Here is a 13,828-nt window from a genome sequence, read left to right as displayed (position 1 = left end):
GGATGAACCTGCGTCGGCTCAGGCGAACGTCGCGAGCAGCCTCCGCAGCGAGTCGAGCCGGGCCCTCCCGACCTCGTCGAGGCGCCCGGCGGCGGCCGCGTCGTCGAGCGCGCAGTCGGGTGCGTCGGGCAGGTGGGTGCATCCGCGGGGGCAGTCCTCTGCGATCTCCGCGAGGTCGGTGAACGAGCGCAGGATGATGCCGGGGTCCACGTGTCCCAGCCCGAAGGAGCGGATGCCCGGGGTGTCGATCACCCAGCCGCGGCCGGGCTCGCCGCCGATCTCGGTGCCCGGCCCGGTCTCCACGCGCAGCGAGACGGTCGACGACGACGTGTGGCGGCCGCGCCCGGTGACCTCGTTGACGTGCCCGGTCGCCCGCTCGGCGCTCGGCACGAGGGCGTTCACCAGGGTCGACTTGCCGACGCCGGAGTGCCCGACGAGCACGGTCCGGTGGCCGACCAGCGCGGCGGCGATCTCGGCCACCGGCGCGGCGCCCTTCCGGCTCGTGAAGGTCGGGATGTCGAGGCCGGCGAAGTTCGCCAGGAACGGCGCGGGGTCGGCCAGGTCGGTCTTGGTCACGCAGAGCAGCGGGCGGATGCCGGCGTCGTACGCCGCGACCAGGTAGCGGTCGACCAGGCGGGTGCGGGGCTCGGGGTTCGCCGCGGCGACCACGATGAGCAGCTGGTCGGCGTTGGCGACGATGACCCGCTCGACCCGGTCGGTGTCGTCGGCCGAGCGCCGGAGCAGGGTGCTGCGCTCGCGCACGCGGACGATGCGTGCGAGCGAGCCCTCGTCGCCGCTCGTGTCGCCCACGAGGTCGACCGCGTCGCCGGTGGCGATGGCGTTGCGCCGCAGTTCGCGGGCGCGCGTCGCCGTGACCACCCGCTCCTCGTCGTCGTCGACGAGCACCGTGTAGCGTCCCCGGTCGACCCCCAGCACGCGCCCGACCACGGCGTCGGCGTGCTCGGGGCGCACCTTGGTGCGGGGGCGGTTCGCCTTCGGGTTCGGCCGCACGCGGACATCGGACTCGTCGAAGTCGAACTCGTCGTCCTCGTCGTCGTCCGTGTCCCACCAGCTCATGCCGACGCGTCGCCTCGCGGTGCCGGGTCGTTCGCGAGCATCCGAGCCCACAGCCCGGGGAACTGCGGGAGGGTCTTCGACGTGCTCCCGATGTCGTCCACCCGCACCCCGGGCACGCGCAGGCCGACGATCGCCCCGGTGGTCGCCATGCGGTGGTCGGCGTACGCGCGCCACTCGCCGCCGTGCAGCGGCGCGGGCTCGAACCGCAGGCCGTCGTCGAGCTCGGTCACCCGCCCGCCGAGGCCCTGGAACTCGGCCGCGAGCGCGGCGATCCGGTCGGTCTCGTGGTGGCGGATGTGGCCGATGCCCGTGAACTCGCTCGGCTCGTCGGCGAGGGCGGCCAGCGCGGCGAGGTTCGGCACGAGTTCGCCCGCCTCGCCGAGGTCGAGGCGCACGCCGCGGATGCTCCCGTCGCCGGAGACCGTGACCCGGTCGCCGTCGCGTCGCACGGTCGCGCCGAAGCGGGGGAGGAGGTCGACCAGGCGCGCCCCGACCTGGGTCGTGGACTCGGGCCAGCCCGTGATCGTGACGGAGCCGCCCGCCGCGACCGCCCCGCAGAGGAATGGGGCGGCGTTCGACAGGTCGGGCTCGATCGACACGTCGCGCGCGGCGATGGGACCGGGCGCGACCCGCCAGGTGCCCGTGGCCGGCTGCTCGACGGGGACGCCGCGCGCGGCGAGCGCCGCGACGGTCATCTCGATGTGCGGCAGGCTCGGCAGGCGCTCGCCGGTGTGGCGCAGCACGAGCCCGTCGTCGAAGCGCGCGGCGGCCAGCAGCAGCCCGGAGACGAACTGGCTCGACGCGGAGGCGTCGATCGCGAGCTCCCCGCCGCCCACGCGCCCGGTGCCGTGCACCGTGAACGGCAGGCCCCCGCGCCGGTCGTCGTCGAGGTCGACGCCGAGCCCGCGCAGCCCGTCGATGATGCCGCCCATGGGGCGCCGCCTCGCGGCCTCGTCGCCGTCGAACGTGGTCGGGCCGAGCGCGAGCGCTGCGACCGGCGGCAGGAAGCGCATGACGGTGCCGGCGAGGCCGCAGTCGATGGTGGTCGAGCCGAGGAACTCGTCGGGCGGGGTGACGAGCAGGTCGTCGCCGAAGCCGCCGTCGCCGGGGCGCGGCTCGATGCGCACCCCGAGTGCGCGGAGCCCCTCGACCATGAGGTCGGTGTCGCGGGAGACCAGCGGCGCCCGCAGCAGCCCCGGGCCGTCGGCGAGCGCGGCGAGCACGAGTTCGCGGTTCGTCAGCGACTTCGAACCCGGCACCGCCAGCGTCGCGTCGAGGGGCCGGGTCGCGACCGGTGCCTCCCACGCGCCGTCGCCCTCGGCGAGCGGGTCGTCGTCGCCGTACGGGTCGAACTCGGGCGCGGAATACGGGGTGATCTGCATCGGTTGTCAGGATAGTCGGTGCTGTGGTGGTGGAAGGGGCGTGCGGGGTGACGATGCTCGTGGAGCCGCGTTCCGCGGACGCACAGGCGCACGCCCTAGGATGGCGCCCGATGGCAACCGACACCACCGGTGACGCGCAGGGCGCACAGCCGGCCGAGGCGGACCTGGGGGCGCTCTTCGAGGAGCAGGCCCTCCCGTTCCTCGACCAGCTCTACGGCGCTGCACTGCGCATGACCAAGAATCCCGCGGATGCGCAGGACCTCGTCCAGGAGACGTTCGCGAAGGCCTACGCGGCGTTCGCGCAGTTCACCCAGGGCACGAACCTGAAGGCGTGGCTCTACCGCATCCTCACCAACACCTACATCAACACCTACCGCAAGAAGCAGCGGGAGCCGTTCCAGTCGGCGATCGACGACCTCGAGGACTGGCAGCTGGGCGGTGCGGAGTCGACGACCGCGCGGTCGAGCCGATCGGCCGAGGCCGAGGCGATCGACCACCTGCCCGACAGCGCGGTGAAGGACGCCCTGCAGTCGCTGCCCGAGGACTTCCGGCTCGCGGTCTACTTCGCCGACGTGGAGGGGTTCTCGTACCAGGAGATCGCCGACATGATGCACACACCCATCGGGACCGTGATGAGCCGCCTGCACCGGGGCAGGCGCATGCTCCGCGAGCTCCTGGCCGACTACGCGGGCGAACGCGGCTTCGCCGTGCAGCCGGCCGCACCGCGCACCGGGAGGAAGCGATGACCGACTGCGGCTGCGACAAGGCGAAGGCGGAGCTCGAGGAGTACCTCCACGACGAGCTCTGCAAGGAGGACGCCGCCGACATCCGGGAGCACATGGCGCACTGCGAGGACTGCTCGAGCGAGCTCCGGGTGGGACAGGTGCTGACGGATGCGGTCAAGCGCGCGTGTCGCGAACAGGCTCCCGAGCACATCCGCGACCAGGTGCTCGCACGCATCCGCGACGTCCAGGCAGGTCACGGATCGCCGGTCGCCGGCATCTGATCGGCGCTGAGCCCACACCCGTTCCCCGGCTGCTCGAAATTTCGCTAACCTAGTTAGCGATGAGCGAGCAGACCCCCTCCGCGACCCGTTCCACGTCCCGCGTGCCCACCTGGCTCCGCGTCCTGATCCCGAGCATCCTCGTGCTCGGGTGGTTCGCGGCGTTCGGCATGGGCGGCGCCTCCTTCGGGCAGCTGTCCGACGTGTCAACCAACGACCAGGCGCAGTTCCTCCCGGCGAGCGCGGAGGCGACCGAGGTCAACGAGCTGCAGGCGGAGTTCCGCGACGACGACCTGATCCCGGCGGTCGTGGTCTACGCGGCCGACGGCGAGCTCACCGACGACCAGGTCGAGGAGATCACCGCGCAGCGCGACGCCTTCGAGTCCATCGCGGGCGTCGACGCCGAGGGGGCGTCGCCGGTGATCGTCTCGGACGACGGCGAGGCGGCCCAGGTCGTCGTCCCCGTCGTCTCGGGGGAGGAGGGCACCGAGGCGGTCGAGGAGCTGCGCGCGCTGATCGCCGACGAGCCCATCGACGGCGTCACCGCGGCGGTGACCGGGCCCGCGGGGTTCACCGCCGACCTCAGCGGCGCGTTCGCCGGCATCGACGGCCTGCTCATCGCCGTGGCCTTCGCCGCGGTGTTCGTGATCCTGGTCATCGTCTACCGCTCGCCGCTGCTGCCCGTGATCGTGCTGTTCACCAGCCTCACCGCGCTGTGCACCTCGGTGCTCGTCGTGGTCTCGCTCGCGGCGGCCGACGTGCTCCTGCTCACCGGCCAGACCCAGGGCATCCTCTTCATCCTCGTGATCGGCGCGGCCACCGACTACGCGCTGCTCTACATCGCGCGCTATCGCGAGACGCTCGCGACCGAGCCGACGAAGTGGGCCGCGACCTGGGCCGCGCTGCGCGGCTCGTGGGAGCCGATCCTCGCGTCCGGCGGCACGGTGATCGCGGGCCTGCTCATCCTGCTCGTGAGCGAGCTCAACTCGAACAAGTCGCTCGGTCCGGTCGCCGCGATCGGCATCGTGTGCGCGCTGCTCGCCGCGCTGACGCTGCTGCCCGCGCTGCTGCTCTGGGCGGGCCGGGTCGCGTTCTGGCCGCGGCGTCCGCGCGCGGCATCCGACGACCCCGAGCAGGTCGGCAGCGGTGCGCGCGGCTTCTGGGGGGCGGTCAGCCGGCTCGTCTCCCGCCGGCCGCGCTGGGTGTGGATCGTCTCGACCCTGCTGCTCGCCGTGATGTCGCTGGGGCTCGTGCAGCTGAAGGCCGAGGGCGTGCCGTCGAGCGAGTTCGTGCTCGGGGAGTCGCAGGCGCGCGACGGCCAGGAGCTGCTGGGCGAGCACTTCCCCGCGGGGTCCGGCACGCCCGCCGTCGTGATCGGCCCGGAGGACGACCTGCAGCAGATGGCGGACGTGGCGCTCGGCGTCGACGGCATCGCATCGGTCGCCGTGCTCGCCTCCGACTCGCCGTCGGGCCAGGCCGAGGTCACCGCGGACGGCATCCAGCCGCTCGGTCCTCCCGGCACGCCGGCGCCCGAGCCCGACGTGGTCGACGGCGCCGTGCTGCTGCAGGCGACGCTGGAGGACCCGGCCGACTCGCTCGAGGCCGAGGCGACGGTCGAGGCGCTGCGCGATGCGCTCGACGCCGTCTCCGAGGAGGCCCTCGTGGGCGGCACGACCGCGATCGCGCTGGACACCAACGCGGCCGCGATCGCCGACCGCACGCTCATCATCCCGCTCGTGCTCGCCGCGATCCTGCTGATCCTCATGATGCTGCTGCGCTCGATCCTCGCGCCGGTGCTGCTGATCGCGAGCGTCGTGCTGTCGTTCGGGGCCGCGCTGGGCGTCTCGGCGGTGGTGTTCGAGACCGTGTTCGGCTGGGACGGCGCCGACCCGTCGGTGCCGTTGTTCGGCTTCGTGTTCCTGGTCGCGCTGGGCGTCGACTACAACATCTTCCTCATGACGCGCGTGCGCGAGGAGTCGCTCGTGCACGGCACCCGGCCGGGGATCCTGCGCGGCCTCGCGCTCACCGCGGGGGTCATCACGTCGGCGGGCCTCGTGCTCGCGGCCACGTTCGCCGCGCTCGGCGTGATCCCGATCCTGTTCCTCGCGCAGATCGCGTTCATCGTCGCGTTCGGCGTGCTGCTCGACACGTTCCTCGTGCGCACGCTGCTCGTGCCCGCGCTGGCCTACGACATCGGGCCGGCGATCTGGTGGCCGTCGAAGCTGTCGCGCCCGCACGACGGGCGGCACGTGGGCGGGCACGCCACCGGTGCGGGCCCGGACGAGGCGGGGGACGCCGCGCAGGCGACGGAGGGGGCGCGCACGGAGGCGACTGTGCGCTGAGCTCGGGCGCTGAGGGGGCGCCCAGGGGGGAGGACGTCCGGTTGACCGGACGTCGCGAGCCGGGTCCGACCACAGGGGGTGGGACCCGGCTCGTTCGCGTCCGGCGGGCGCCGGCTAGAGCGACAGCGCCCGGGAGACCAGGTCGGCCTGCTCGGCCGCGTGCACCTTGGCGGAGCCCGTGGCGGGCGAGGCCGAGGCCGCGCGCGAGACGACGGCGACCGGGCGGTCCCAGATCTTGCCGGTCTCGATCGCGAAGAACGGCCACGCGCCCTGGTTCTCGGGCTCGTCCTGCGCCCAGACCAGCTCGGCGTTCGGGTAGGAGGCGGCGACCTCCGCGAGCCGCTCGGCGGGGAGCGGGTAGTACTGCTCCAGGCGCACGAGGGCGACCTCGGGGTTCGGGTGCTTCGCCAGCTCGGCGGCGAGGTCGTAGTAGAGCTTGCCGGCCATGAAGACGACGCGGCGCACGGCGGCGCGGTCGCTGATGCGCGCGTCGTCGATCACGGGCTCGAACCTGCCGCTCGTGAAGTCGGCCACCTCGCTGGTCGCGCCGCGCAGGCGCAGCATCGCCTTCGGGGTGAACACCACGAGCGGGCGGCGCGGGCGCTGGTAGGCCTGGCGGCGCAGCAGGTGGAAGTACGACGCCGGGGTCGAGGGGCGCGCGACGGTCATGTTCTGCTCGGCGCAGAGCTGCAGGTAGCGCTCGATGCGCGCGGACGAGTGGTCGGGGCCCTGGCCCTCGTAGCCGTGCGGCAGCAGGAGCACGACGCTCGAGCGCTGGCCCCACTTCTGCTCGGCCGAGGAGATGAACTCGTCGATGACGGTCTGGGCGCCGTTGGCGAAGTCGCCGAACTGCGCCTCCCAGAGCACGAGGGCGTCCTTGCGCTCGACGGAGTACCCGTACTCGAACGCCATCGCCGCGTACTCGGAGAGCAGCGAGTCGTAGATCCAGAACCGGGCCTGGTTGTCGCTGAGGTTCAGCAGCGGCAGCCACTCCTGGCCGTTCACGCGGTCGTGGAACACCGAGTGGCGCTGCACGAAGGTGCCGCGGCGGGCGTCCTGGCCGGCGAACCGCACGGGGGTGCCCTCGACCAGCAGCGTGCCCAGGGCGAGCAGCTCGCCGAAGGCCCAGTCGACCTTGCCGTTGCGGCTCATGTCGAGGCGCTTCTGCAGGAGCTGCTGCAGCTTGGCGTGCACCGTGAACCCGTCGGGCTTGTTGTTGAACGCGTCGCCGATCATGTGCACGACCTGCTCGGAGACGCCGGTGGTCTCGAGCTCGCCGGTCGGCGGCAGTTCCTGCGCGAACGGGGCCGCGGTCGCCGGCTCGATGTCGGCGGCGCCGCCGGGGGCGGACGACGCGGTCTGCGCGGCGTGCGTCTCCTGGAAGGCGTGCTCGAGGCGCTCCTGGAAGTCGCGGTGCGCCGCCTGGTACTCCTCCTCGGTGATGTCGCCGCGACCGACGAGGGCCTCGGTGTAGAGCTTGCGCACGGAGCGCTTCGCCTCGATGAGGTTGTACATGAGCGGCTGCGTCATCGACGGGTCGTCGCCCTCGTTGTGGCCGCGGCGGCGGTAGCAGACGAGGTCGATCACGACGTCGCGGTGGAACTGCTGGCGGTACTCGAACGCCAGCTCCGCGACGCGCACGACGGCCTCGGGGTCGTCGCCGTTCACGTGGAAGATCGGGGCCTGGATCGTCTTGGCGACGTCGGTCGAGTAGATCGACGAGCGGGCGTCGCCCGGCACCGTGGTGAAGCCGACCTGGTTGTTCGCGACGACGTGGATCGTGCCGCCGGTGCGGTAGCCGCGCAGCTGCGACATCTGCAGCGTCTCGAACACCACGCCCTGGCCCGCCATCGCGGCGTCGCCGTGCACGAGGATCGGGAGCGTGCCGTAGCTGCCGGCGGGGCGGCGGTCCTGCTTGGCGCGGACGATGCCCTCGAGCACGCCGTTGACGGCCTCGAGGTGCGAGGGGTTCGCGGCGAGGTAGACCGGGACCTCCTGGCCGTCGTCGGCGGTGAACACGCCCTCGGTGCCGAGGTGGTACTTCACGTCGCCCGAGCCGGAGATGGTGCGCGGGTCGGGCGTGCCCTCGAACTCGCGGAAGATCTGGCCGTAGGTCTTGCCGGCGATGTTCGTCAGCACGTTGAGCCGGCCGCGGTGGGCCATGCCGATCGCGACCTCGTCGAGCTGCTGCTTGGCGGCGCCCTGGAGGATCTCGTCGAGCAGGGCGATCATCGACTCGCCGCCCTCGAGGCTGAACCGCTTCTGGCCGACGTACTTGGTCTGCAGGAAGGTCTCGAACGCCTCGGCCTCGTTCAGCTTGCCGAGGATGCGCATCTGCTCGTCGTGGGTCGGCTTTTCGTACTTGCGCTCGACCTTGCCCTGGATCCACTTGCGCTGCTCGGGGTCCTGGATGTGCATGTACTCGATGCCGATGGTGCGGCAGTACGAGTCGCGCAGCACGCCGAGGATGTCGCGCAGCAGCGAGGTGCGCGATTCGCCGAACTCGCCGGTGACGAACTCGCGGTCGAGGTCCCAGAAGGTCAGGCCGTGGCTGGCGATGTCGAGGTCGGGGTGCGAGCGCTGCACGTACTCGAGCGGGTCGATGTCGGCCATCATGTGGCCGCGCACGCGGAACGAGTTGATGAGCTCCTGCACGCGGGCGGTCTTGTCGATCGCGCTGGCGATGTCGACCGAGATGTCGGGGGCCCAGTGGATCGGGTCGTAGGGCAGGCGGAGCGCCGCGAAGATGTCCTCGTAGAACCGGCGCTGGCCGATCAGCAGCTCGTGCACCGTCTTCAGGAACTCGCCCGAGCCCGCACCCTGGATGACGCGGTGGTCGTAGGTCGAGGTCAGCGTGATCGTCTTGCCGATGGCGAGGTTCGCGAGGGTGCGGTCGCTGGAGCCCTGGAACTCGGCCGGGTACTCGAGCGCGCCGGCGCCGATGATGCAGCCCTGGCCCTTCATGAGGCGCGGCACCGAGTGCACCGTGCCGATGCCGCCCGGGTTGGTGAGCGAGATCGTCGCGCCCTTGAAGTCGTCGGCGGTGAGCTTGTTCTTGCGGGCCCGCTGCACCAGGTCCTCGTACGCCGCGAGGTACTCGTTGAACGTCATGGTCTCGGCGCGCTTGATCGCGGGCACGAGCAGCGCGCGGGTGCCGTCGGGCTTCGGGATGTCGATCGCGATGCCGAGGCCGATGTGGGCGGGCTTGACGAGGCTCGGCTTGCCGTCGCGCTCGTCGTAGTAGACGTTCTGGCTCGGGAACTCCTTGAGCGCCTGGATGAGCGCCCAGCCGATGAGGTGGGTGAAGGAGACCTTGCCGCCTCGGGCGCGACGGAGGTGGTTGTTGATGACGATGCGGTTGTCGATCATCAGCTTCGCGGGCACCGTGCGAACGCTGGTGGCGGTCGGGACCGTGAGGCTCTGGTCCATGTTGGCTGCGAGGGTCTTCGGCAGGCCGCGGAGCGGGACGACCTCGTCGACCTTCTCGGTCTCGCCCTCGACGACCGGCTGCGGGCTCGTGACGGGCACGTCGGCGGGAACCGGCTCGGGGCGGGGCGCGCGGGCCGTCGTGCGTGCCTGCGGCTGCGCGCCGATCACGGGGGTGGGCGCCGTCATCGGGTGGGCCGACGGCGCGGGCTGGGCCGGCGTCGCCGCCGCGGGCGGGGCGGCGGTCGCCGCCGTGGCCTGGTCGGGCGTCGCGGGCGTCGCGGGCGCGTCGCCCGACGCGGGACGGTAGTTCTCGAGGATCGGCCACCACGTCTTGTCGACCGAGTCGCGGTCGGCGCGGAACTGCTCGTAGAGCTCGTCGACGAGCCATTCGTTCGCGCCGAACTCGTTCGACGTCGCCTGGTCGGATCCACCGGTCAACTGCCTCGACACAGCCTCTTCGCCCACTCTCTTCGGTGCTGCTGGGGGATGCACTCGATGCCGAGTGCTCGATCTCGGCGGACGTCGCGCTCGCGCGCAGGCGTGGAACCCGCCGCGACAAGCCTAAACCCGTTCCCGTGGAGCGGGCTGCACACCCGTGGGGAACCTGAAGATGCAGCATCCGCAGGGACTAGCGTTGCGGGCATGGAGTTCTACCGAACGACGCCGAGCCACGACCTCACCTACTCGGACGTGTTCCTCGTTCCGAGCCGGTCGGACGTCGCCAGCCGGCTCGACGTCTCCCTCGCGCCGGAGGACGGCACCGGCGCGACGCTGCCGATCGTCTCGGCGAACATGAACTCGGTCACCGGCCCTCGGCTCGCGGCCACCCTCGCGCGCCGCGGCGGGCTCGGCGTGCTCCCGCAGGACATGCACCTGCAGGACCTCGACCGCGCCATCCGGTGGGTCAAGGCGCAGTCGCCCCGGTTCGACACGCCCTACGACTTCGATGCGGATGCCACGGTCGCCGACGCCCTCGAGGTCATCGCGCCCGTCGACGGCCACGGCCTCGTGCTGCACGACGGCGACGGCGCCTACGCCGGCTGCATCCCCGCGACCCGGCTGGCCTCCGCCCTGCACGACGCACGGCTCGGCGACCTCGTGCACGGCGCGCTCCCCGCGCTCGACGCGGACGACGTGGAGTCGCCGCGCGCCGCCTTCGACCTGATGGTCGACGCCGAGCTCGAGTTCGCGCCGGTGCTCGCGCACGGCGAGGTGGTCGGCACGCTCAGTCGGCGCAGCGCGCTGCGCGGCACGATCTACACGCCCGCGCTCGACGCCGACGGTCGGCTGCGCGTCGCGGCGGCGATCGGCATCAACGGCGACGTGGCGGGCAAGGCCCGCGCGCTCGTCGCGGCGGGCGTCGACGTGCTGGTGGTCGACACGGCGCACGGGCACCAGGACGGCATGGTGGGCGCGATCCGCGCCGTGCGCGAGGCGGGCATCGAGGTGCCGGTGGCCGCGGGCAACGTCGTCACCGAGCAGGCCGTGGCCGACCTCGTCGGCGCGGGCGCCGACATCGTCAAGGTCGGCGTCGGCCCGGGGGCGATGTGCACCACGCGAATGATGACCGCGGTCGGCCGGCCGCAGTTCTCCGCGGTGCTCGAGACCGCGGAGGCGGCCCGCGAGGCCGGCGCGCGCGTCTGGGCCGACGGAGGCGTGCGCTACCCGAGGGACGTCGCGCTGGCACTGGCCGCCGGCGCGGCATCCGTCATGATCGGCTCCTGGTTCGCCGGTACCCTCGAGGCGCCCGGTCGGCTCCGCACCGGTCCCGACGGCGGCTGGTTCAAGGAGAGCTGGGGCATGGCGTCGACGAAGGCCGTGCGCGAGCGGTTCGACCGGCTCTCGCCGTACGAGCTCGCGCGCAAGGAGCTGTTCGCCGAGGGCATCTCGTCGTCGCGGATCTCGCTCGACCCGCTGCGCCCGTCGATCGAGGACCTGCTCGACATGATCACCACGGGCGTGCGCAGCTCGTTCACCTACGCCGGCGCGCACACCGTCGCCGAGTTCCACGAGCGTGCGCTCGTCGGCATCCAGTCGGCGGCCGGCTACGAGGAGGGCAAGGCGCTGCCGGTCAGCTGGTAGCGGGCGGATGCGCCGTGCCGGCGCCGCACGTGACCATCGCGTGACATCCGTGCCGATGCACGGCCGGGCGCGGTTATACTTGCGTCCACGATGGACGACCCTCCCAGTTCCAGTCCCAGTTCCCCTGGTCACAGACCCCTGCCCGTGAACGATCGGTCGGGTGCGAATGCCTGAGTGGCTGCTGCTCACGTTCGGACTCCTGCTCACGATCGGCACGGGCTTGTTCGTCGCCAGCGAGTTCGCGCTGGTCAACCTCGATCGCAGCGACCTCGAGGCGCGCCGCGAACGCGGCGAGACCCGGCTGGGCCTCACGATCTCGGCGCTGAAGATCACGTCGACGCACCTGTCGAGCGCGCAGCTCGGCATCACGATCACGACGCTGCTCACGGGCTACACCATGGAGCCCGCGATCAGCTCGCTGCTCGAGGGCCCGCTCACCGCGATCGGCGTGCCGGAGTCGCTGGTGCGACCGGTCGGCGCGACCACCGCGATCGTGGTCGCCACGCTGCTGTCGATGATCATCGGCGAGCTCGTGCCCAAGAACTTCGCGCTCGCGCTGCCGCGCCAGACGGCGGTGCTCGTGATGCCGTTCCAGACCGCGTTCACGACCGTCTTCGGGCCGGCGATCCGCCTGCTGAACGGCAGCGCCAACGGGCTGCTGCGCCTCATGGGCGTGGAGCCCAAGGAGGAGCTCTCGGGCGCCCGGTCGGCCGAGGAGCTCTCGTCGCTCGTGCGCCGCTCGGCGAGCGCGGGCATGCTCGAGAAGGACACGGCGACCCTGCTGAGCCGCACGCTGAGCTTCTCCCGGCTGAGCGCGGCGGACGTGATGACGCCGCGCCCGCGGGTCGCGAGCGTCTCGCGCGACGACACCGCGGCCACCGTGATCGAGCTGGCCTCCCAGACCGGGTACTCGCGCTTCCCCGTGCACGAGGAGAACGTCGACGACGTCGTCGGCCTGGTGCACGTCAAGCAGGCGGTGGCGGTGCCGCGCGAGCGGCGCGCCGACGTGCCGGTGTCGGCGCTGCAGTCCGACGGCCTCCGCGTGCCCGAGACGATGCGCCTCGACGCGCTGCTCGGCGAGTTGCGCGGCCGCGGCTACCAGATGGCGGTCGTCGTCGACGAGTACGGCGGCACCGCCGGCGTCGCGACGCTGGAGGACCTGGTCGAGGAGATCGTCGGCGAGGTGTCCGACGAGCACGACCGCTCGCGCGCGGGCATCGTGCGCCGAGCGGACTCGGTCACGTTCCCGGGCCTGCTCCGGCCGGACGAGCTGCTCGAGCGCGCGGGCATCCGCGTGCCGGAGGAGGGTCCGTACGAGACCGTCGGCGGGTTCGTCATGAGCGAGCTCGGGCGCCTGCCCGCGGTCGGCGACGAGATCGAGACCGAGGACGGGACCCTGCAGGTGGTGCGGCTCGAGGGCCGCCGGATCGACCGGCTGCGCTACGTGCGCACCGCCCCCGCGGAGGAGGCCGCCGATGTCTGACTGGGCCGGAATCGCCTGGCTGTTCGTGCTGCTGGCCGGCAACGCCTTCTTCGTCGGCGCGGAGTTCGCCGTGATCTCCGCGCGCCGCTCCCAGATCGAGCCGCTCGCCGAGGCGGGCCACCGCCGCGCCCGCACGGCGCTCTGGGCGATGGAGCACGCGACGCTCATGCTCGCGATGAGCCAGCTCGGCATCACGATCTGCTCGCTGCTCATCCTGAACGTGTCCGAGCCGGCGATCCACCACCTGCTCGAGATCCCGCTCGCCCTCACCGGCTGGTCGGAGGAGGTCATCGGCGTGATCGCGTTCGTGATCGCGCTGGTGCTCGTGTCGTACCTGCACGTCGTGCTGGGCGAGATGGTGCCCAAGAACCTCTCCTTCTCGATGCCCGACCGGGCCGTGCTGCTGCTCGCCCCGCCGCTGGTGTTCACGGCGCGCGTGTTCCGCCCGGTGATCGTCGCGCTGAACGCGACCGCGAACGGCGTGGTGCGCCTGTTCCGCGTCGAGCCGAAGGACGAGGCGACGAGCACGTACACGCTCGACGAGGTGCAGACGATCGTCGACCAGTCGCGTCGCGAGGGCATGCTGGAGGACTCCAGCGGCACGCTCTCGGGCGTGTTCGAGTTCACGACCAAGGTCGTCCGCGACGTTGCGCTGCCGCTCGACGAGCTCGTCTGCTTCGGGCCCGAGGGCACCCCCGGCGACGTCGAGCGCGCGGTGGCGCGCCGCGGCTTCTCGCGCTACGTCATCTGCGACGGCTCGGGCGAGCCCGCGGGCTACGTGCACCTGAAGGACGTCATCGACCTCCACGACCACGAGTTCGACGAGCCGATCCCGCAGAAGTTCGTGCGCCAGCTGGTGTCGATCTACGACGGGACCGACCTCGAGGACGCGCTCGCGACGATGCGCCGCACGGGCTCGCACCTGGCGCGCGCGTTCGACGCCGAGGGCGCGACCACGGGCGTGCTCTTCCTCGAGGACATCATCGAGGAGCTCGTCGGCGAGGTGCAGGACGCGACGAGGCGGGTCTAG

Annotated in this window: 9 protein-coding genes; 6 read left to right on the top strand and 3 right to left on the bottom strand. The window is 72.2% G+C overall.

What is annotated here, in order from left to right:
- Positions 1 to 18: 18 nt before the first annotated feature.
- Positions 19 to 1,077, bottom strand: coding sequence for a ribosome small subunit-dependent GTPase A (gene rsgA / locus QMG39_RS01430; protein WP_281882040.1), 1,059 nt, complete (start codon positions 1,075 to 1,077; stop codon positions 19 to 21).
- Positions 1,074 to 2,459, bottom strand: a complete 1,386-nt coding sequence (gene aroA, locus QMG39_RS01425) for a 3-phosphoshikimate 1-carboxyvinyltransferase (protein WP_281882039.1) — start codon at positions 2,457 to 2,459, stop codon at positions 1,074 to 1,076. Before aroA ends, rsgA begins: the two co-directional genes overlap by 4 nt.
- A gap of 110 nt (positions 2,460 to 2,569) precedes the next feature.
- Here aroA and QMG39_RS01420 point away from each other — a divergent pair, with 110 nt between their 5' ends.
- Genes QMG39_RS01420 through QMG39_RS01410 form a run of 3 tightly spaced genes read left to right on the top strand, consistent with a single transcriptional unit; the run spans position 2,570 to position 5,804 of the window.
- Positions 2,570 to 3,205 carry a sigma-70 family RNA polymerase sigma factor gene (locus QMG39_RS01420; protein WP_281882038.1) on the top strand — a complete coding sequence of 212 codons (636 nt, stop codon included), beginning with the start codon at positions 2,570 to 2,572 and terminating at the stop codon, positions 3,203 to 3,205.
- On the top strand, positions 3,202 to 3,465 hold the full coding sequence (locus QMG39_RS01415; RefSeq protein ID WP_281882037.1) for a zf-HC2 domain-containing protein: 264 nt from the start codon (positions 3,202 to 3,204) through the stop codon (positions 3,463 to 3,465). The genes QMG39_RS01420 and QMG39_RS01415 overlap by 4 nt, the downstream gene beginning before the upstream one ends.
- A 59-nt stretch (positions 3,466 to 3,524) precedes the next feature.
- Positions 3,525 to 5,804 carry an MMPL family transporter gene (locus tag QMG39_RS01410; protein ID WP_281882036.1) on the top strand — a complete coding sequence of 760 codons (2,280 nt, stop codon included), beginning with the start codon at positions 3,525 to 3,527 and terminating at the stop codon, positions 5,802 to 5,804.
- A 114-nt stretch (positions 5,805 to 5,918) separates the two neighbouring features.
- Here the strand turns inward: QMG39_RS01410 and QMG39_RS01405 are convergent, their stop codons facing one another.
- Positions 5,919 to 9,683 carry a multifunctional oxoglutarate decarboxylase/oxoglutarate dehydrogenase thiamine pyrophosphate-binding subunit/dihydrolipoyllysine-residue succinyltransferase subunit gene (locus QMG39_RS01405; protein ID WP_281882035.1) on the bottom strand — a complete coding sequence of 1,255 codons (3,765 nt, stop codon included), beginning with the start codon at positions 9,681 to 9,683 and terminating at the stop codon, positions 5,919 to 5,921.
- Between the two features lie 192 nt (positions 9,684 to 9,875).
- Between QMG39_RS01405 and guaB1 the strand changes: the two genes are divergently transcribed.
- From guaB1 to QMG39_RS01390, 3 genes are all read left to right on the top strand, one after another.
- On the top strand, positions 9,876 to 11,315 hold the full coding sequence (gene guaB1 / locus QMG39_RS01400) for a GMP reductase (protein WP_281882034.1): 1,440 nt from the start codon (positions 9,876 to 9,878) through the stop codon (positions 11,313 to 11,315).
- A gap of 166 nt (positions 11,316 to 11,481) precedes the next feature.
- Complete coding sequence (locus QMG39_RS01395) at positions 11,482 to 12,798, top strand: hemolysin family protein (protein ID WP_281887113.1); 1,317 nt, start codon at positions 11,482 to 11,484, stop codon at positions 12,796 to 12,798.
- Complete coding sequence (locus tag QMG39_RS01390; RefSeq protein ID WP_281882033.1) at positions 12,791 to 13,828, top strand: hemolysin family protein; 1,038 nt, start codon at positions 12,791 to 12,793, stop codon at positions 13,826 to 13,828. Before QMG39_RS01395 ends, QMG39_RS01390 begins: the two co-directional genes overlap by 8 nt.

This window comes from Agromyces rhizosphaerae, from assembly GCF_027925245.1.
In the GTDB taxonomy this organism is placed as follows: domain Bacteria; phylum Actinomycetota; class Actinomycetes; order Actinomycetales; family Microbacteriaceae; genus Agromyces; species Agromyces rhizosphaerae.
The sequence above is the reverse complement of the archived record's forward strand: the minus strand, read 5'-3'. Positions and strand labels throughout refer to the sequence as shown.